This window comes from Scandinavium lactucae (assembly GCF_033843265.1).
GTDB lineage: Bacteria > Pseudomonadota > Gammaproteobacteria > Enterobacterales > Enterobacteriaceae > Scandinavium > Scandinavium lactucae.
Genome location: NZ_JAWXRD010000030.1, coordinates 26,035 through 47,039, shown reverse-complemented (window position 1 = coordinate 47,039; position 21,005 = coordinate 26,035). Strand labels below are relative to the sequence as shown.

12 protein-coding genes are annotated in these 21,005 nt (G+C 55.8%); 3 read left to right on the top strand and 9 right to left on the bottom strand.

Features of this window, described 5'->3' with window-relative positions:
* Nucleotides 1–8: 8 nt before the first annotated feature.
* Nucleotides 9–1,193: an MFS transporter gene (locus SIK69_RS12300; RefSeq protein ID WP_374941369.1), complete on the bottom strand. Its 1,185-nt coding sequence runs from the start codon at nucleotides 1,191–1,193 to the stop codon at nucleotides 9–11.
* 176 nt (nucleotides 1,194–1,369) lie between these two features.
* On the opposite strand from SIK69_RS12300, the gene SIK69_RS12295 reads away from it, so the two are divergent.
* On the top strand, nucleotides 1,370–2,284 hold the full coding sequence (locus SIK69_RS12295; protein ID WP_319786186.1) for a LysR family transcriptional regulator: 915 nt from the start codon (nucleotides 1,370–1,372) through the stop codon (nucleotides 2,282–2,284).
* Nucleotides 2,285–2,578: 294 nt separating this feature from the next.
* On the opposite strand, the gene SIK69_RS12290 is transcribed toward SIK69_RS12295, so the two are convergent.
* Nucleotides 2,579–3,184, bottom strand: coding sequence for a helix-turn-helix domain-containing protein (locus SIK69_RS12290; protein ID WP_319786185.1), 606 nt, complete (start codon nucleotides 3,182–3,184; stop codon nucleotides 2,579–2,581).
* A 523-nt stretch (nucleotides 3,185–3,707) separates the two neighbouring features.
* Between SIK69_RS12290 and SIK69_RS12285 the strand changes: the two genes are divergently transcribed.
* Entirely contained in the window at nucleotides 3,708–7,673 is a 3,966-nt protein-coding gene (locus SIK69_RS12285) for an autotransporter outer membrane beta-barrel domain-containing protein (protein ID WP_319786184.1), read from the top strand.
* Nucleotides 7,674–8,062: 389 nt separating this feature from the next.
* Here the strand turns inward: SIK69_RS12285 and trhP are convergent, their stop codons facing one another.
* From trhP to SIK69_RS12250, 7 genes are all read right to left on the bottom strand, one after another.
* On the bottom strand, nucleotides 8,063–9,424 hold the full coding sequence (gene trhP, locus SIK69_RS12280) for a prephenate-dependent tRNA uridine(34) hydroxylase TrhP (RefSeq protein ID WP_319786183.1): 1,362 nt from the start codon (nucleotides 9,422–9,424) through the stop codon (nucleotides 8,063–8,065).
* Between the two features lie 153 nt (nucleotides 9,425–9,577).
* Entirely contained in the window at nucleotides 9,578–10,300 is a 723-nt protein-coding gene (baeR, locus tag SIK69_RS12275; RefSeq protein ID WP_319786182.1) for an envelope stress response regulator BaeR, read from the bottom strand.
* On the bottom strand, nucleotides 10,297–11,724 hold the full coding sequence (gene baeS / locus SIK69_RS12270) for an envelope stress sensor histidine kinase BaeS (protein WP_319786181.1): 1,428 nt from the start codon (nucleotides 11,722–11,724) through the stop codon (nucleotides 10,297–10,299). Before baeS ends, baeR begins: the two co-directional genes overlap by 4 nt.
* Nucleotides 11,721–13,142, bottom strand: a complete 1,422-nt coding sequence (locus SIK69_RS12265) for an MFS transporter (protein ID WP_319786180.1) — start codon at nucleotides 13,140–13,142, stop codon at nucleotides 11,721–11,723. The genes baeS and SIK69_RS12265 overlap by 4 nt, the downstream gene beginning before the upstream one ends.
* Before the next feature lie 2 nt (nucleotides 13,143–13,144).
* Nucleotides 13,145–16,222: a multidrug efflux RND transporter permease subunit MdtC gene (gene mdtC, locus SIK69_RS12260; protein WP_319786179.1), complete on the bottom strand. Its 3,078-nt coding sequence runs from the start codon at nucleotides 16,220–16,222 to the stop codon at nucleotides 13,145–13,147.
* A complete protein-coding gene (locus SIK69_RS12255; RefSeq protein ID WP_319786178.1) occupies nucleotides 16,223–19,345 on the bottom strand; it encodes an MdtB/MuxB family multidrug efflux RND transporter permease subunit in 3,123 nt (1,040 codons plus the stop codon).
* Entirely contained in the window at nucleotides 19,345–20,589 is a 1,245-nt protein-coding gene (locus SIK69_RS12250; RefSeq protein ID WP_319786177.1) for an MdtA/MuxA family multidrug efflux RND transporter periplasmic adaptor subunit, read from the bottom strand. Before SIK69_RS12250 ends, SIK69_RS12255 begins: the two co-directional genes overlap by 1 nt.
* Nucleotides 20,590–20,877: 288 nt before the next feature.
* Here SIK69_RS12250 and SIK69_RS12245 point away from each other — a divergent pair, with 288 nt between their 5' ends.
* Complete coding sequence (locus SIK69_RS12245; RefSeq protein WP_319786281.1) at nucleotides 20,878–20,937, top strand: type I toxin-antitoxin system Ibs family toxin; 60 nt, start codon at nucleotides 20,878–20,880, stop codon at nucleotides 20,935–20,937.
* Nucleotides 20,938–21,005 lie beyond the last annotated feature (68 nt).

The window sequence follows — 21,005 nt, the reverse complement described above, 5'->3', positions numbered from 1 at the left end:
GCATCCTCTTAGTGTGTGTGAAGTGTTTTACGAGATGTAAGGAATGTCAGTCCGGCGGCGGCAATCAGTAGCCCCCCGCTCAGGGTAAAGGTGCTCTGCCAGCCGATGTGGTCAAACGCGAGGCCGCCGAGGGTAGAACCCAGCGCGATAGACAGCTGGATAATGGCGACCATCAGGCCGCCGCCTGCTTCGGCATCGTCGGGCAGCGTGCGGGCTACCCAGGTCCACCATCCGGTCGGTGCCGCCGTCGCTAACAAGCCCCAGAACCCCAGCATCGGTGCAACTACCCAGACGTTTTGCCCCGATAGCATCAGCGTTCCGGCGATGGCTGCCATCAGCAACGGGATGGCGATGAGCGTTGGGTAGAAGCCTGCTTTCAGGCAGCGGCTAATAACCAGCGTGCCGATAAATCCCGCGACGCCAATGGTCAGCAAAATGAGCGATAACGTGGCTATCTCCACTTTCGTCACCGTTTCCAGGAACGGGCGGACGTAGGTGAACAACGCAAACTGCCCCATGAAGAACAGGCCGCAGGCCAGCAGCCCAATCGCTACCACCGGACGGGAAAACAGACGAAAAATAGCGCCGTCGGAACGCGAGGTTTTATCGGTAGCCATTAGCGGCAGGCTCATCCCTTGCCAGATGAACGCCGCGATCGCCACCGGGACCAGGCACCAGAAGGCCCCGCGCCAGCCAACCACCGCCCCGAGATAGCTGCCGAGTGGGGCGGCAATCACCGTGGCCAGAGCGTTTCCGCCGTTGAAAATCGCCAGTGCGCGAGGCACCAGATGCTCAGGCACCAACCGAAGCGCGGTGGCCGCAGACATTGACCAGAATCCGCCGATCGCAATTCCAATCAGGGCCCGGCCCAGCATGTAGACGGGATAACTGGCCGCCAGCGCGACGATTGCGCCAGAAATTGCCATTAGTGCCGTCATTCCCAGCAGCAGATACTTACGGTTCAGATTTCCCGCAAGCCTGGAGAGCGACAGGCTGGTCACGACTGCCAGCGCCCCGGAAATCGCAATTCCTTGCCCGGCCAGCCCTTCACTGACGCCCAGATCGGAGGCGATGGGCGTCAGCAGGCTGACTGGCATAAATTCTGATGCGATCAGCACAAAGACGCAGAGCGTCATTGCAAAAACGCCGCTCCAGTAAGCGTGCTGGTGGTGAGTGGGTATTTCGCGGGTCATTGTGGGCATTCTCTTCTACCTCGACATCCGGCCAGACAACCTTCAGGTATGGGCTGGGCGAATGCGGTTCACGATTATCTGTTGCTGAAATTTTCACATGTGGGGTGTAAGCTGACTAGCTAATGAATACTTAATGAGCTTATAAGTTCTGCTTATTAATCGGAGATGTCTGGCGGATGAAACGCAATCTGAATGACCTGCTTTATTTTGTCACCGTTGCCCGGGAAGGGAGCTTTACCCGCGCGGCGGCGCATCTGGGCGTGACGCAACCTGCACTCAGCCAGGCGATTTCCGCCCTCGAAGAACGGATGCAGATCCGCCTTCTGACGCGCACCACCCGCAGCGTGTCGCCCACGACAGCCGGAGAACGGTTGTTACAGGCCATCGGCAACCGTTTTGATGAGATTGAGGCCGAGCTGGAGTTGCTCACGGAGCTGCGGGACAAACCCGCCGGGACGGTGCGCATCACGTGTGGGCCGGACGTGTTACGCACTACGCTGTTACCCAAGCTGACGCCACTGCTGCGCGAGTATCCAGATATCCATATTGAATTCGATGCCAACCACGGTTTCCGCGATATTGTGGCCGATCGTTTTGATGCGGGTGTGCGGTTGGGCGATACCATTGATAAAGACATGATAGCGATCCCAATTGGTCCGGAATTGCGTATGGCGGCGGTTGCGTCACCGGATTACTTCGCCCGTTATCCGATCCCACAAACGCCGCATGAGCTGACGCAACACTGCTGTATTAACCAGCGGATGGTTCGATCCGGTGGATTATATGTGTGGGATTTTGACCAGGACGGCGGCGATCTGAATGTGCGCGTGAGCGGCCAGCTGACGTTTAATACCACAGAACACATTGTCTATGCGGCGCTGGCGGGGTTGGGGATCGCGTTTTTGCCGGAAGAAGAATTTGGCTCGCATATTGAGGCAGGGCGGCTGGTTCGGGTGCTGGAACCCTGGTGTCAGCCTTTCCCTGGCTATTACCTCTACTATCCCAGCCGCAAACAACCTTCTCCGGCGTTTTCATTGGTCGTCGATGCGCTACGTGTGCAGCGCAAACGAAAACCGGTCAATCAGGGATAAAAGGGCAGAAAAGCCTGCTTTGCTTCGATGTGAGGAAAATAATGCTTGCTGGCGCAGCCGCTGCGCCAGCGTTCGGTACTCTATTTTGCATTCAACGATGATGAACGACCGATCTTTATCGCGATGTAATGTGTTGAAAACAAAATCGAATGGCAGACGAACAATGATGAGGCGATTCTATCAGGAAGAAGGCCTGGAGAGAGGTGACATAACCACTCAATGTAAATACGCTCATACCCAAGCAGAATCTCAGCATCTACTGCAAATATAAGGATCGCATTTTCACATTATTTGTTAACCATAATCAATTTTTGCGATTATGCCGCCTTCCCAGAGTCCTATGCAATGATCAAGTTTTTTATATAATCCTGTCAAATTGGTAACTGAAAATTTTCGATAAATATTGCGACGATGATGACTGACAGTTTTTCCTGTAATGTCAAGATAACGCGTGATTTCCTTGTTTTTCTTGCCGGATACAATATACGGAAGTAGCATCGCTTCCATCCTTGTTAAACGCTGTTGTTGTTCAATGTGATGCCAGCGTATGTTTTTAAATATTGTCACCTGCTGATCTTCCAGCGCGAAATGCATAAGGCAGGCGCTGAGCTTCCTCACCGAGCTTTTGCAGTCAATTGTATAACTCGCAATAGTGTTAATAAGAATGTTTTCTATAGTGCTTTCATAGCAGGCATCTCTGGTGATTAAAATGAAATAACTATTTTCATGGTTTTTTTTAATTTCCAGAAGTTCGTTAAGTACCTTGATGTTTGTCTGCCCATAATCTACCACAATGGCTTTGGAGCGAGAAAGATCTGCTCGAGAAATGCGTTTAATATCATCAGAGTAAATGACTTTTTTGAAAGGAGTTGCTTCTGTTGTTAAATTTTCCAACAGCATTGCAAACCCCTGCCTGAAGTATCTACAGGATGTCAAAACTATAATCATGTTTCTTCACCTATCATCTCTGCGGATTTGAGCATCATCTTCGAGAATGTCTTAATTTTCAACTTACACTTTTCGCATGATTATAAGAATAATCTTAATGATGTAGGGGCAATTTGTGCTTTCCATATTAACAAAATAATTTGAGAAAAAATAATAACCTTTATTTACATGGGGATATGCTGACAAATAAGATTTTTCTAGCATGGGTGCGAACATTCTGGCGATATTAAGTTCTTCCATTTGGTATGCTTCTAAACGTAACAAGGAGTTAATAGTTTGCGGGATTTTATTTCTTGAACGGAATAAAAATTTTTACCCAGTTCAAAAGGATAATGTTATGAACACTTCGTTTCGCCTGACCAAATTAGCAGCAAGTATGGGTTTGATTTTCGGAAGCAGCATGATGCTTACGCCTGCTCTTGCAAACAGCTGCACAATCTACTCATCCGGTGTATGCGGCCTCACTGAATTTGACATGACCTCGCCACTTCTTGATAAACCTAAAGCATGGTATTTCAACGAACCGTCCCAGGATGCGGCAATAAACAGCATGGCCAAAGCGCAAAATATCTATTTTGCCAGTGGAACCGCTTCGCGTAATGTTGCTGACATACAACAATTGCTGGTGAATGGCGCGGATCTGAGCGGCTATTACATCAATGCCAGTAAAAACGGTTCGGCAACTATTTCCCTCGCAAATAACGCCAAAGTGGACTGGCTCGAAGCCGGAGGGGCCTCAACAAATACCCGCGTTATTGTTGATCATTCAACCCTTAACGGTGCCAGTGAAATGGTGGATTACGATCGCAAGACAATCACACCCTACTCAAAAAAATATGCTAATGGGTACGCCATTTATCTCTCTGTCAGCGATAACGGTAATAGCGAAGTTGATATCCAAAACGGCAGCGTGATTGGAGGTAGAATTCTGGCGGGTGGCGCGGGCACGCATGATATTACTGTGCAAGATAGCCAGATTCAGGCTGGCAGTATTTTGCTGTATAACACAAGCAATAATAACAATATCACCCTTGAGAACAGCAGTGTAGATACCCGTGGCGCAGTTGCTGCCACGGCTAATGCGATCGAAATCACTAACCTCATCAAAGCAGATAAAACACAAACTATTACTGCGGATAACAGCCAACTAACAGGGTCAGTGGTCATTGCCAGTTCTGGTAGCAGCAACACGCTTTCCCTTCAGAACTCTACTGTTAACAAAACCACACAGGTTGATGGCAATGCCCTTAGCCTGGTGAACGGTAAGATGACCCAACTGATTGTGGACAACAGTCAGATTGGCGGGCATGCGTTGCTTTCGGGGTCGGATAGCATAACCGGCACCCTCATAGACTCACAGATCGATGGTAACGTGATTGCCAATAACGCGGCGAAGATTGCGCTGGATATCACTCGCTCCGTGCTGAATGGCAATATCAATGCCGATACCGGTACCGTTGCCCTCCACCTGACCGACAGTAGCCTGTATGGGGACGTCAACCTCAATGGCGATAACATCACTGGTGCCGATGTCTGGCTGGATAACACACGACTAGCGGGTCATCTATACGGCAGCGGCGAGGCAAGTAGCCTCCATCTTGCGAATACGCCAGCCTTTAATGGCACACAATTCAGCAACTTTAGCACTCTGACGATGGCCGGTGATACGTTGATTAATGGCGGATTCACCAACGCCAACGTCGGCAACGCATTGGTAGTGAAAGGTCATACGGTAACCGCGCCAGTTAAGCTTAGCAGCGGTAATTTAACCTTCGAAAGCACTAAACTTATCGCCGATACTCTGGCACTAAGCAGTGGTGCCTCGCTGGCATTAAACCAGCGTAGCCAGTTGCAAACTAACTCCAGCCAGTTGTTTAACGCCGCTGCATCGTCCACTTTGCCAGAAGGGTATAACGATACCGGTGCCCGAATCAGCTTTAAGGACAGTACACTGATTCTGACCGATGATGCCTATCAACTGGAATATGTAAAGGGCGTTAGTAGTCTGCTCGACTCGGCGAAGGGTAATACATTGGTGATGCTCGGCACGTTGCAAAATGCCGCAAATGTGGCAGGGACTGCCAACGTAACTGACGCAGCCACCACCGGAGCCGTACTGGCGAATACTCAGGTCATGGCCAGCAAAAACCAACTCTTTATTGGCGGTGCGGAGAATTCGATTTCCTCAAACGCAATCACTGTCCGTAATGGCTTTGGTGCGTCTCAGTTAATGTTCGAAGGGGAAGGCGCACCGTCAGTAAGTATTGGCGGCGATCAGACCTTGACTCTGACCGGGGCGGCCGGTGCACTCATTGACGTTGCCGGTGCGCCTGATACGCCGGTTGCCATGACAGTCGAGAACGGTACTCTGAATCTCGGCATGACTGCCATGCCGAATGTCAAAAGCCATCTTACCGGTACCGTGACCGTCGCTCCGGAAGGAACAATGAACATCGTTGCGGGTGATCACACCATCACCTCCGGCAGCGCTGGCGCGGGTATCATCAACAGTGGGCGGGTTTCGGTGCAACAGCAAGCCACGCTGCATGCCGATATGACTTTACAGGAGCAGTCGCACCTGGTTGTTAACGGCACGCTGCTGGCCAGTCAACTGAGCGCCAGCGAAGCGTCGCAAATTACTGTTGGTGATCTCACGTCTGCCGGGACGCTTTCGGCCACACGGCTGGATCTACAGGGTGCCCGGATGTTTATCGACCCGGCCTGGACCCAGGAAGGCACAATCGCGGATGCTTCTCGAGTGGTGAGCGGAGGCACTGAGATCAACGGTCGCGTAACCGTGGGACAAAATGCCCTATTGGTACTGGGGGACAGCAACGCAGCCAGTGCCGAAGCCCGTTTCGCAGAGAGCGGCTTAACCTGGGGTATGAACGACATTACGGCAGCCGTCGCCATCCAGGCACCGCAATACCTTAATGCCACTCAGGGCGGGCTGCGTGTTGATGGTTCCTTGACCGGCAGCGCGGGCAACTACGACGCGGACTACAATAAGGCTGATTTTGCTGACCATTCTCTGCTGATGGTCAGCAGTAAAGAAATAAGCCACGGTCAGGCGGCGCTCAATGCCACACAGGGCTCGCTAAATGTTGCCAACAACGCCATGTTATACGTGGCAGATGCCAAAGCGAACCAGACCTATACCATCGCGAAAGGTTTTAGCGACGTGACTATCGCAGGCAACGGCTGGAATCAACAGAACCTGCAACTGAACAAATTGCTGACCGCTACAACTCAGGCGGAAGAGGGAGAGGTACGGGTCACGACGAAGGCACGCACGGCGCAAGAAGTAATGCCAGGCATCGTAACCCCGCACGCTCTGAATGCGCTTATTGCCAGCGGCGACAATGACCGTTCCGCCCGTCAGGCAGGCCAGCGTTATTTATCCGTCGCCATTGATACCCCAGAGATTGGGGCTAAGCAGGTGGTCAATGCCGTCAATAGTGCGGCACAAATGGCCACTGCGGGTGGTGTTCAGCATAATACTTGGGCGGTGGGCAATGCGGCGGTGGACGCGGTGCTTGAGCGTAACGCCGTTGCTGACCCAGAGCTGGCAGGTTCAACATCGGATGCTGGCGTGTGGGTTAACGTGCTCTATGGTAATCCCCGGAGCAGCGATCTCCGCGCAAGCGGCGAGCGTTACGGTCAGAGCACAGATTTCTATGGCCTGATTCTGGGCGCTGATAAAACTTGGGAGAGTGATGTTGGCACATTGCGCAGCGGCGCAGCGTTCCACGCCGGTAATGGCGACAGCGATTCGCGCGGCGACTTCAGTGCTACCCATAACGATTTTGACTTCTGGGGCGTGTCGTTATATCAAAACTGGCAGCAGGCTAACTGGAACGTCACCGGTGATATGAGTCTGACGCAAACCAGTAGCGATGTTACACAGAAACAGCCGGGCTGGATCGAAGCGGGAGACAAACTGCATGCAGACGTAGATGGCAGGCTCTTCAGCGCCGGTCTGCGCGGTGAGTATCTGATAGAGAACCGTATTGTCGATGTCATTCCTCACGTGGGTATTCGATTTAACCAACTCACTACCAAGGCTTTTGATACCAAAAACAATCAGCATGACGCGCTTTTCCATACCGATAAAGGCACGCAAAATATTTGGCAGTTCCCCGTCGGCGTGAAACTTGCGAAAACCTTCGCACTGGATTCCGGCTGGAATCTTCGCACCCAAGCGGATGTTGCCCTGGTCACCGTGGCCGGCGATCGGGATAGCGAAAACCGCCTTCACACGGTCGGTATTCGTAGCAGTGATATCATCTCAGCAGAAGTTATGGATGAAACCGCCTTTAATGGGCAACTGGGCGTTAAAGTACAGAAAGGGAATATGGCCTTCGGGCTGGGTTACAACGTCAACGCCTCGCAACACAATACTGACCAAACTGTAAGTGCCACTTGGTCACTCGCCTTCTAAATCCCTTTAGCCGCATGCTTTCGAGCATGCGGCTTTCATTCCGAAATCAATACGTAGCGCTCAGCAACCGATCATAATCACGCTACTTTCTTGCTGAATGCTATTCCAACACTATCAACGTAAGTTCCCGCAACAGTCGCGTGTTTATGGGCTTCAGTATTGGAGTGGTCAATATGCGGGCATTGACAGAAACAAACCATTTTCAACGGATCAAAAACCAAAAAATAAGCCCGCGTAAGGGAGATTACGCAGGCTAAGGAGGTGGTTCCTGGTACAGCTAGCATTTATGGGTTATGTTTTTCAGCGCCTCGGATAATACCCGCATTAAGCGAAGCGGTATGTGATCCGATTCTAAGAATCTTCCGACCGGAAAAAATAACCTTTCTGAACTACTTCAGCATCGGATGGCGCGAGTTCTGTCCGTCGAAATTACGCATCAGCAGGGCATAGTCCAGATCAATCTCTTCCGGCACCGGGATCCATACGGTGTGACCGTCACCCGGCGCGACATCGGTCGGCTGGCCTTTGCTGTTTTCCATGTGTTCAAGGGTGAAATTGACGTTGCCCTGTGGGGTCATCAGCTCCAGATTGTCACCTTTGAGGAACTTGTTTTTGACCGCGACTGCCGCGAGATTGCCTTTGCGCTCGCCGGTGAATTCCCCGACAAACTGCTGGCGTTCAGAGACCGAGAAACCGTATTCATAGTTCTGATAGCTGTCATGGGTGTGACGGCGCAGGAAGCCTTCGGTATAGCCACGATGGGCCAGGCCTTCGAGGGTTTCCAGCAGGGTGGTATCGAACGGTTTACCGGCGGCAGCATCATCGATTGCTTTGCGGTACACCTGCGCGGTGCGGGCGCAGTAGTAATAGGATTTGGTGCGGCCTTCGATTTTCAGCGAATGTACGCCCATCTGCGTCAGACGTTCCACGTGCGCGACGGCACGCAGGTCTTTGGAGTTCATGATGTAGGTGCCGTGCTCGTCTTCGAACGCGGTCATGTATTCACCCGGACGCTGCGCTTCTTCCAGCATAAATACGCTATCGGTCGGCTGGCCTTCGCCGAGCGTCGGCTCCACGTTTTTCACCGGGATCGGCTCGTGTTTATGCACGATGTTGCCGATCTCGTCCTCTTTGCCTTCCTGAACGTTATATTCCCAGCGGCAGGCGTTGGTGCAGGTGCCCTGGTTCGGATCACGCTTGTTGATATAGCCCGACAGCAGGCAGCGGCCGGAGTAGGCCATGCACAGCGCGCCGTGAACGAAAATCTCAAGTTCCATTTCTGGAACCTGGGTGCGGATCTCTTCGATTTCTTCCAACGACAGTTCGCGGGAGAGGATCACGCGCGTCAGGCCCATCTGTTGCCAGAACTTAACCGTTGCCCAGTTCACGGCGTTGGCCTGTACCGACAGGTGAATGTCCATCTGCGGGAAGTGCTCACGCACCAGCATAATCAGGCCCGGGTCAGACATGATCAGCGCATCCGGCCCCATATCCACCACCGGCTGCAAGTCGCGAATAAAGGTTTTCAGCTTGGCGTTGTGCGGCGCAATGTTCACGACAACGTAGAATTTTTTGCCAAGCGCGTGGGCTTCGTTGATGCCGAGCTGCAAATTCTCGTGGTTGAATTCATTATTGCGTACGCGCAGAGAGTAACGCGGCTGGCCGGCATAGACAGCATCGGCACCATAGGCGAAAGCGTAACGCATATTTTTCAGCGTTCCCGCAGGGGAAAGGAGTTCCGGTTTAAACATGATTTTCTCGTTCTGATGACAGGTCAGACTCGCTTCGTCGGAAGCGATCGGGGAGGTTCCCCTACATTAAGGGCGGGAATTGTAGCGCTGTGGGGCAGTCAGGTAAAGGGCGGTGGTGGTTGCCCGGCAGGCGAAACGCTACCGGGCGGCTGGTCAGGCGAGGCGGCAGGCGTCTGCTTCCCAGCGGTAGCCCACGCCATACACCGCGCGAATGAATGACTGCTCCGCATCCTGCGTTTCCAGTTTACGACGCAGGTTTTTGATGTGGCTATCGATGGTGCGGTCGGTGACGACGCGGTAATCATCGTACAGGTGGTTCAGCAACTGTTCGCGCGAGAACACTTTACCCGGCTCCTGCGACAGCGTTTTCAGCAGACGAAACTCAGCGGGCGTTAAGTCCAGCAGCTTATTGCGCCAGGAGGCCTGGAAGCGGCTTTCATCAACGATAAGCGGGCTTTCCGAATCCAGCGCCTGCAGTTCACGCTGCGGTCGACAGCGGCGCAGGATGGTTTTAACCCGCGCCACCACTTCACGCGGGCTGTACGGTTTGCAGATATAGTCATCCGCACCGATTTCCAGCCCCAGCAGACGGTCGATCTCTTCAATTTTGGCGGTGACCATCACAATCGGCACTTCGGAGAAGCGGCGGATTTCGCGGCACAGCGTCAGGCCGTCGGTGCCCGGCAGCATCAAATCCAGCAGGATCAGATCCGGCGGGGTCTGATGGACATAGCTCAACACCTTGTCGCCATGATTAATCAGCGTCGGGGCGTAGTTGGCCGCCAGCAGGTAATCAATCAACAGCTGGCCCAGTTTGGGCTCGTCCTCGACAATCAGGATGCGCGGGGTTTTATCATCAATCGGTAATTCGGTCATACGGTTCCCGTTAAATCGCGGTCCAGAGGTAGCTCTACTTTAATGCTTACCCCACCAAAAGGCGAATGTGCGGCGCTAAGCTGGCCGCCGTGCGCGGCCACGATGTTGACGCAAATCGCCAGGCCTAATCCCGAGCCGCCGCTGGCGCGGTTGCGTGAGCCTTCGGCGCGGTAGAAACGCTCACACAGCATTTTCAGCTGTTCGTCGCTCACGCCGGGGCCGCTGTCGGCAAAGGTCAGGGTCAACTGATGGGCGGTTTTTTCTGCTGAGATGAGCAGCTGGCCGCCGCTGTCGGTGTAGCGCAGGCTGTTTTCCAGCAGGTTGTTGAACAATTGCATCAGCCGGTCCCGGTCGCCAAATACGGTAGCGCTTTCCGGTAGCTTCAGGCTGATGTGTAACCCACGGCTGGCAAAGCGTTCGCGGAAGGCTCCTGCCGCCATTTCCAGCAGCGAAACGATATCCAGCGACGCCTTCTGATAAGCCAGTGCGCCTTCGTCGGACATTGACAGCTGATGGAGATCGTCCACCAGTTTGGTCAGGGTGCCGACCTCCGCCTGCAACGATGCCACCGATTCCGGGGTGAATTTGCGCACCCCGTCCTGAATGGCTTCCAGCTCCCCGCGCAGCACCGCCAACGGGGTACGTAGCTCGTGGGAAATGTCGGCCATAAAATCGCGGCGCATCTGCTGATTACGCTCCAGCGTGCTCGCCAGCTGGTTGAAATCCTGCCCCAGACGACCTAACTCATCGGTGCCGGTGGCGGTCACGCGGGTGGAGAAATCGCCTGCCGCCAGCCGGTGAGTGCCTTCCACCAGCCGTTTAACCGGGGCCAGCAGGCCGCGCGCCAGTGGGAAGGTTGCCAGGGCAGCCAGTAATGTCGACAGGGCGACAATCAGCCAACTGGTGCGCCGCTGTTGGCGGTCAAAATTGATATCGGTATTGCGGGTCAGACGCTCGACAGGGGAGGCGATGACCGCGCCGACCTCCACGCCGTTGACCACAATCCCACGGCGGGTGCCGTCCGGCGGCACCGGCGAACGCGGGCCGACCATCACCCTGGCATTCTGATCGACCACCCAGAACTGCGTGCGCCAGCCGTGCGGCGGCATCTGCGGCGGCCCGCGTCGGCCATCGGGGCCGTGCTTGTCGTCCGGCCCATCGTGTTCAAACGAACGCAGGATCTGAAAAACAAACCGATCGTTGCCGCGCAGGAAACTCCAGTTATTGTCATGGGTGGCGTATTGTTCCGCCAGCGCGTCGCTGAGCAATTGCAGACGTTGTTCGTTGCCGCGTTTGATGTAGTCGATAAAGCCGTGCTCAAAACTCAGACGCACCGCCCAGTGCATGCTGATCAGCAGCACAATACAGGTGGCGAGAATGGCAAGAAACAGCTTCGCAGTAATGCCGGGACGCCAGAGTTTCACGGCTCGCTCCTTTCTCGTCGTGCGATAATCATGTTTTGGTTGGTATCGTCAGGCACGCGCGTAAAAATCAGCGCCGGAAGCGCGATGATGACCGCCATGCTGAGGTAGGTGTACAAAAAGACCTGATGGGAAATCGCGCTGTCGACGCTGATGTGATGCTGGCCGTACATCCCCAGCAGCAGGCCCGCCACCGTGACGCCGATACTCATCGACAGTTGCATCACCATTGACAGCATACTGTTCCCGCTGCTGGCGAGATCGTCCGGCAGGTCTTTCAGGGTCAGGGTATTCATCGACGAGAAGCGGCTGGAGTTGATCATCCCCTGCACAAACAGCACCAGCGGCAGCAGCCAGTACCAGCCCATCAGCGCCACGGCCATAAATAACAGACTAATCACCGCCAGCCCAAGCGTGGCGCAGGTCAGCACCTTCCGGTAACCAAAGCGGTTCACCACCTGTACCACAATGCGTTTCATGCCCATGCTGCCAAGCACCATCGGGATCATCATCAGTCCGGCGTGGAATGGCGAAAAGCCGAGTCCAATCTGCAAAAATACAGGGGTCATAAACGGCAACATCCCGCTACCGATCCGCCCGGCAAAACTGCCCGACAGGCCGAGTGAAAAGGTGCGGTTTTTAAATAAGTTGAGGCTGAACAATGCGTTGTCGTTCTGGCGCGCATGCCAGAGATAAAACAGCAGCGCCAGCACGCCGCTAATGATAAGCCCCGCCAGCATTAACGGCGAAATACCTAAGCTGCGTTTCCCGTCCAGTGCCAGGGTCAGCGTCGCCATCCCCACTGCCAGCAGAATAAAGCCTGAGGTGTCAAAGCGTCGGGTTTGCAGGGTGTAATTCGGCATCAGCCACAGGGTGGCAATCGCTCCGACAATCCCGACCGGAATGTTAATCAGGAAAATCCAGTGCCAGGAAGCGTACTCCACCAGAATACCGCCCAGCGCCGGGCCAACCAGCGGGCCTATCTGGCCAGGAATAGTGACGAAGGTCATCGCCGCCATGTACTGATTGCGCGGTACGATTTTCATCACCGTCAGCCTGCCGACCGGCACCATCATCGCCCCGCCCACGCCCTGCAACACGCGGGCCATCACCAGTTCATCGAGGGTGTTGGCTGAGGCGCAAAACACCGACCCGGCGGTAAACAGCACAATGGCGGTGAAGAAGATATTGCGCACGCCCACGCGATCCGCCAGCCAGCCGCTGGCAGGCAGCATCACCGCCACCGTCAGCACATAGGAAACCACCACCATGTGCATGTGCATGTGCAGTGGGCTGACCCCGAGGCTTTTCGCCATCGAAGGTAGGGCGGTGTTGACGATGGTGGTATCCAGCGCCTGCATAAAGAAGCCGAACGCCACTATCCACAGTTGCCAGCGCACGCTGGCGGGCAGCTCTTCCATAGTTACTCTGTAATCGGATTACTGGATTTACGCGTAAAACGCAGGCGCAGACGGTCAAAGAACAGATACACCACCGGGGTGGTGTACAGCGTTAATAGCTGGCTGACCACCAGCCCGCCGACGATGGTTATCCCCAACGGCTGGCGCAGTTCCGAGCCATCACCGCCGGACAGCACCAGCGGCAGCGCGCCAAACAGTGCCGCCAGAGTGGTCATCATAATCGGGCGGAAACGCAGCAGGCAGGCCTGGAAAATGGCCTCTTCCGGCGTAATGTTGCTGTTGCGCTGCGCCTCAAGCGCAAAATCGACCATCATGATGGCGTTTTTCTTCACGATACCAATCAACAGCATGATACCGATTAAGGCGATCAGGCTGAACGGTGCGCCAAACAACTCCAGCGCCAGCAGTGCGCCGACTCCGGCGGAAGGCAGCGTCGACAGAATGGTCAGCGGGTGGACGTAACTTTCATACAGGATGCCAAGCACGATATAGACCGTGGCGATCGCCGCCAGGATCAGGATCACCTGCGAGTTCATGGTCTGCTGAAACACCTGTGCCGTGCCTGCAAAACTGCCGCGAATGGTTTGCGGTACCCCGAGCTGGGTCATGGTGCGGTCGATAACCTCGCTGGCTTCCGACAGCGATTTTCCGGTCGGCAGGTTAAAGGAAATCGTTGAGGCCGCCGACAGTCCCTGATGGTTGACCGACAGCGGCGCATTGGCAGGCTGCCATTTGGCAAAGTAGGAGAGCGGGATCGCTTTTCCTTCGCTGTTAATCACGAACATCTGATCGAGAGCGCTGATGTCCTGGGTGTACACCGGGTCGACCTGCATGACCACTTTGTATTGGTTTAACGGCTGATAAATGGTGGAAATCTGCCGCTGGCCGAAGGCGTTATTCAGCAGGCCGTTGGCGTCCTGCACGCTGATCCCCAACCGGGACATGGTTTCGCGATCGTACACCAAATCCATCTCTGCACCGCTGTCCTGTTGATCGGAGTTCACGTCCGCCAGTTCGGGCAGTTTCGCCAGCGCGGTGGTGATTTTCGGTGTCCATTCCCGCAGATCGGCGAGGTTATCCGACAGTAGCGTGTACTGGTAACCGGCGTTAGCCTGACGACCCCCGACGCGAATGTCCTGCACCGCCATCAAAAAGAGGTTTGCGCCCGGTTCTTTAGCGAGCTTTTTACGCAGGCGGTCGATCACCTGCTGGGCCGTTTCGTGGCGCTCGTCGCGCGGTTTGAGGGTGATAAACATCATCCCGCTGTTAACCCGCGAGCCACCGGTAAAACCGGTGACGTTATCCACCGCTTTATCTTCACGAATGATTTTCATGAAGTCCTGTAACTTGCCGCGCATGGCCTGGAACGAAATGCTCTGATCGGCCTGAATATTGCCCATCACCACCCCGGTATCCTGCTCGGGGAAGAACGTTTTCGGGATCGAGATATACAGCCAGACGTTGAGGGCGATGGTGGCCAGCAGTACCACGCCGACTAAGCGCGCATGATTCAGCACCCATTTCAGCGATTTGCCATAGCCGCGCTGCATCCCGACCAGTAGTCGACCAAAGCCGCGCTCGCGGGTGGGTTCATGAGGGCGTGAGGATTTCAACATCCAGCCGCACATCATCGGGGTGAGGGTCAGCGATACCGCCAGCGAAATACCAATCGCCACCGACAGCGTGACCGCAAATTCGCGCAGCAATCGCCCCGGCAGACCGCCCATCAGCAGCAGCGGCAGGAATACCGCCACCAGCGACAGGCTCATCGACAGCACGGTGAAGCCCACTTCGCGGCTCCCTTGTAACGCGGCCTGGAGCGGTTTCATTCCCGCTTCAAGATGGCGGGAAATGTTTTCCAGCACCACGATGGCATCATCTACCACAAACCCGGTGGCGATAGTCAGGGCCATCAGCGACAGGTTGTTGAGGCTGAATCCGCACAGATACATGGCGGCAAAGGTGCCAATCAGTGACACTGGCACGGCGACGGCTGGAATGATTGTCGCCCGGCCCGATCGCAGGAACAGGAATACCACCAGGATAACCAGCCCCACCGAAATCACCAGCGTCTGCTCCACTTCCTCAAGCGAGGCGCGAATGGTCGGGGAGCGGTCCTGAGCGATTTGCATATCAATCGCAGCCGGGAGGGTCTCTTTCAGCTCCGGCAACTGGGCGCGAATGGCATCCACGGTCTGAATGATATTGGCTTCCGGCAGCTTGCGGATCATCAGCAAAATGGCCGGTTTAGCGTTGGTCATCCCGGCGTTACGCACGTCCTGCACCGAGTCTGACACGTTTGCCACGTCACTAAGGCGCACCGCCGAACCATTGCTGTAATGCACAATCACTGGTTTGTAGGCTTCCGCCGTTTTCAACTCATCGTTGGTGGCGAGCTGCCAGCGCTTGCCCTGAGCATCAATCGCTCCCTGCGGCTTGCGCACGTTGGCGTTATCGATAGCGGAGCGTACCGCATCCAGCGACACGCCCTGATTAAATAGCGCCTGCGGATTGAGATCCACCCGCACGGCGGGCAGGGAACTGCCGCCGATATCGACATCGCCGACGCCGTCAATCTGCGCAATGCTCTGCGCCAACTGAGTCGATGCGAGATCGTATAATTTCCCCTGTGACCAGGTGTCCGAAGTCAGCGTCAGGATCATGATTGGCGCATCCGACGGGTTTGCTTTGCGATAGGTTGGGCGGCTGGGCATTCCGGTCGGGAGCAGGCTTTGAGCGGCATTGATCGCCGCCTGTACGTCACGCGCCGCGCCGTTGATATCGCGGTCAAAATCGAACTGCAAAATGATGCGTGTGCTGCCCAGCGAACTCATCGAGGTCATTTCGTTGACCCCGGCGATGCGTCCGAGTGAGCGCTCGAGCGGGGTCGCCACCGATGAGGCCATCGTTTCCGGCGCGGCACCCGGCAGCGAGGCGCTGATCATAATCACCGGATAATCGACCTGCGGCAGCGGGGCCACCGGCAGTAGCCGGAAGCCGAGCACGCCGCACAGCGTGATGGCGAGCGAAATCAATATCGTCGCCACCGGGCGGTAGATGAACAGGGCGTAAAACTTCACTTACGCCTCCTCTTCACGGGCAGGCAGTCGGCGTTTGAGGTACAGCGACAGCCGGTCAAATAGCAGGTAAATCACCGGGGTGGTGAACAGGGTCAGCACCTGGCTGACCAGCAGCCCACCGACCATACCGATCCCCAGCGGACGGCGCAGCTCCGCGCCGACACCGGTGCTGAGCATCAGCGGCAACGCACCGAGCAGGGCGGCCAGCGTCGTCATCAGGATTGGCCGGAAACGCAGCAGACAGGCCTGGTAAATGGCTTCGCGCGGCGGCATGCCTTGTTCGCGTTCGGCGGCCAGCGCAAAGTCGATCATCATGATCGCGTTCTTCTTGACGATGCCGATCAGCAGAATTATCCCGATGATGGCGATCACGTCCAGCTCGCTGCCCGACACCCACAGCGCCAGCAGCGCACCCACGCCCGCCGTCGGCAGGGTCGAGAGAATGGTGATGGGGTGAATAAAACTCTCGTACAAAATGCCGAGCACGATGTACATCGCCACCACCGCGGCGACCACCAGCCAGACGGTGCTGCCGAGTGCGGCCTGGAATGCCAGCGAACTGCCCTGGAATTGAGTGCGAATATCGACCGGTAGATTCAGCGTTTTTTCAGCGTCGGTAATCGCCTGCACCGCCTCGCCCAGCGATGAATCCTGCGCCACGTTAAAGGAGATAGTCGTCACCGGGAACTGGTCGAGATGGTTGATTGACAGCGGCGCAAAACGCTCTTCCACTTTGGCAATCGTATTCAGGGGCACAATCCCGCCGCTGCTGCTGGTGAGGCGGATGTTATCCAGCGCCGACAGCCCCGGGGTGTCGCTGATGTCATGTTCCAGCACCACGCGATACTGGTTCGCCTGGGTGTAAATGGTGGAAATCAGCCGCTGGCCGAAAGCGTTATACAGCGCGTTATCAACATCAGCCATGCTGATGCCTAAACGGCTGGCGCTGTCGCGGTCGACGTTCACATACGCCGCCAGACCTTTGTCCTGCCAGTCACTGCTGACGTCTTCGAGCTGCGGCAGGGTATGCAGTTTCGCCAGCAGTGGCGGCACCCATTCGCTGAGCGCATCCAGCGAGTTGGCCTGTAGGCTGAACTGGTACTGGGTGCGGCTGACGGTGGTGTCGATGGTTAAATCCTGCGTCGGCTGCAAATAGAGTTCGATACCCGGCACCGTGGCAATGGAATGTTGCAGGCGGCGGATCACCTTCTGCACCCGGTCATCGCGCTCATCCAGCGGTTTGAGATTAATTTGCAGACGGGCGCTGTTCAGCGACGGGTTAGTGCCATCCACGCCGACGAACGCGGTCAGACTCTCGACCGCCGGGTCTTTCATAATGAGGTCAGATACCTGCGCCTGACGCTGAGCCATGCTGGCAAACGACGCAGACTGCGGGGCCTGCAACGTCCCCTGAATAATGCCGTTATCCTGAATCGGGAAGAAACCTTTCGGGATAAATACCCACAGTAAAATCGACAGCGCCAGCGTGCTGAGCGCCACCCCGAGGGTCAGCCACGGATGGTTGAGCACTTTGGTCAGCATCCGGCCATAGGCGGCAATCACCCGTTCAAAAAAGCGTTCGCTGGCGCGGGAAAAACGGTTCTGCTTGCGCAGCGATTCGTGGCTCAGCATCCGGGCGCACATCATCGGGGTCAGCGTCAGCGACACTATTGCCGAAATAAGGATCGCCACCGCCAGCGTCACCGCAAATTCGCGGAACAGGCGTCCGACGATATCGCCCATGAACAGCAGCGGGATCAGCACCGCGATCAGCGAGAAGGTCAGGGAGATAATGGTAAAGCCGATTTCACCCGCGCCCTTTAGCGCCGCCGCCATCGGCTTTTCACCTTTTTCGATATAGCGCGAAATGTTCTCGATAACCACAATTGCATCGTCAACGACAAACCCGGTGGCGATAGTGAGCGCCATCAGCGTCAGGTTGTTGATTGAGAAATCGAGAAACACCATTACCGCGAAGGTGCCGACCAGCGATAGCGGTACCGCCACGGCAGGAATAAGGGTGGCCGGGACATTGCGCAGGAACAGGTAGATGATCATCACCACCAGCGCGATAGCCAGCATCAGCTCGAACTGGGTGTCGTTCACCGAGGCGCGAATGTTATTGGTACGGTCAGACAGGACTTTCACCTGCACCGATTTCGGTAGGCTGCTGGTGAGCTGCGGCAGCATCTGGCGAATGCTGTCGGCAGTGGAAATAATGTTGGCCCCCGGCTGACGCTGGACGTTCATCACAATCGCCTGCTGCTTATTGGCCCACGCACCAAGCCAGGTATTTTCCGCACCTTGCTCAATGGTCGCCACATCGCCGAGGCGCACCGGCGCTCCGTTCTGATAGGCGATGATGAGCTTGCGGTACTCTTCTGCGGACTCCATCTGATCGTTGGCAGAGAGCGTCACCGCGCGGGTCGGGCCGTCAAGGCTGCCTTTCGCCGAGTTGACGTTAGCGTTGGTAATGGCGGTGCGCACCGTTTCGCTGGTCAGCCCCAGGGCGGCGATTGCCTGGGCGTTAAGCTTCACGCGCACTGCCGGGCGTTGACCACCCGCCAGCGTCACCAGGCCAACCCCGGACACCTGGGAAATTTTCTGCGCCACTCGCGTTTCGACCATATCTTCGACCTCGGTCATCGGCAGGGCAGAAGAGGTGACGGCCAGGGTCATGATCGGCGGATCCGCCGGGTTCACCTTACTGTAGACTGGCGGGTTCGGCAGGTCGCCCGGCAGCAGGTTGGTGGCGGCGTTGATCGCGGCCTGCACTTCCTGTTCGGCGACGTCGAGTGACAGCTCAAGCTGGAACTGCAGCGTAACCACCGACGCGCCGCCCGCGCTCTGAGAAGACATTTGTTTCAGACCGGACATCTGCCCGAACTGGCGCTCAAGCGGCGCGGTAATGGCGGAAGTGACCACATCCGGGCTGGCACCGGGGTACAGCGTGACCACCTGAATGGTCGGATAATCGACTTCAGGCAGCGCGGAGACCGGCAGAAAACGGTAGCCGATAATCCCCGCCAGCAGGATGGCCACCATCATCAGGGTGGTGGCGACCGGGCGCAGAATAAACAGGCGGGAAGGCCCGCCCGTGTTGCCGGGAGGTAAAACCTGCATCAGGAACGAGCTCCTGTTTTGCCGTTTTGCTCAGCCGGTGATTTCTCCGTACTGCTGGCACTGTGCGCCTCGACCACTTCGACTTTGGCCCCTTCGGTCAGGCGGTCAATGCCGTCGGTGACCACTTTGTCGCCTGCGGAAAGACCGGAGCTGATAACCACTTTCTGGCTGTCCTGAATGCCTGGCACCACGAGGTGTTTGCTGACTTTGTTTTCATCGTTCAGCACCCATACGAAGTTACCTTCGTTGCCCATTTGCAGTGCAGCGGTCGGGATAACCACGGCGTTCTGTTCGGTATCGACCAACAGACGCGCGTTGACGAACTGGTTCGGGAACAGGGCGTCGTCGGTATTGTTGAAACGCGCTTTTAGCTTGATGGTGCCAGTGGTGGTATCAATCTGGTTGTCCAGACTCAACAGCGACCCGGTGCTCAGCTTCTGCTTATTGGTGCGATCCCACGCTTCGACCGTCAGGTTTTGACCTGCTTTTTGCGCCTTAACCACGGTGGCAATGTCGTTTTCCGGCAGAGCGAAAATCAGGTCAATCGGATGGGTTTGGGTCAGCACCACGATCCCGGTAGTGTCGCTGGTGGCGATCTGGTTGCCGATATCTACCTGCTTGAGGCCCACGCGTCCGTCGATGGGGGCAGTGATACGCGTCCAGTCCAGCTGTAACTGCGCACTGGCAACCGCGGCTTCATCGGCCTTAACGGTGCCTAAGCTTTCTGTAACCAACGACTGTTGGGTGTCGAGTTCCTGACGAGAGACGAGGTTGGTTTTCACCAACTGCTGATAACGTGCTAAGTCGCGACGGGCATTGGCCAAAGTGGCGTTATCTTTGGCGAGCTGGCCCTGGGCCTGAGCAAGGGCGACGTTGAACTGGCTCGGATCAATTTCGGCCAGTAAATCTCCGGCTTTCACCTGCTGACCTTCCTCGAAGTGCAGCGCCAGTAGCTGACCGTTCACCCGGCTGCGGACCGTGACGGTATTCGCGGCGGTGATAGTCCCGAGACCGGTCAGATAGCGCGGCACGGCTTCGCGGGTGGCGGTCGCCGCCTGAACCGGGGCTAACGCGGCACCCATCCGCCCGCCATGGCGACCGCCACCGGCTTTCTGGCCCTGTGAGATAGCGGAAGACGCACCTGCATCAGATGCACCACTGTTGTGCCAGTAATATCCGGCGACACCTGCAATCACCACCACACCCAGCGCGACTAACCAATGCGATTTATTGCTGCCTTTCATCGTTATCCGTATCTCGTCCTGAAACCTTTCAAGGAATGATACTAGTTTAGTTACACAAGCCCCCGGAATAATGGAGGAAATATGAAAGACTGTCTGGAAACGTCTGAATGAGAGGGGTTTTACGAGGCTGCTCGCAGGGTTGGCGCAAAGTTATGCAGGGAAAGTGGTGAGCAGGATACAGTCACCGGCGGCCACATTTGAGTTTAATTGCGGCTGATAAGGACGTTAGCATGGGGCTATAACGGGAAAGCCCCTACCGAAGCAGGGGCTTTGTATTGGGAAAGGGATATGATGAAGTTGGTCATCATACTGGTCATTCTCTTAGTGATTAGCTCACCAGCTTACTAAGAGACCAGAGGGGGAAGAAATCCTCCCTCGCCCTTCACCCTTACGGTAGGTCGAAAAAGCAGCGAAGT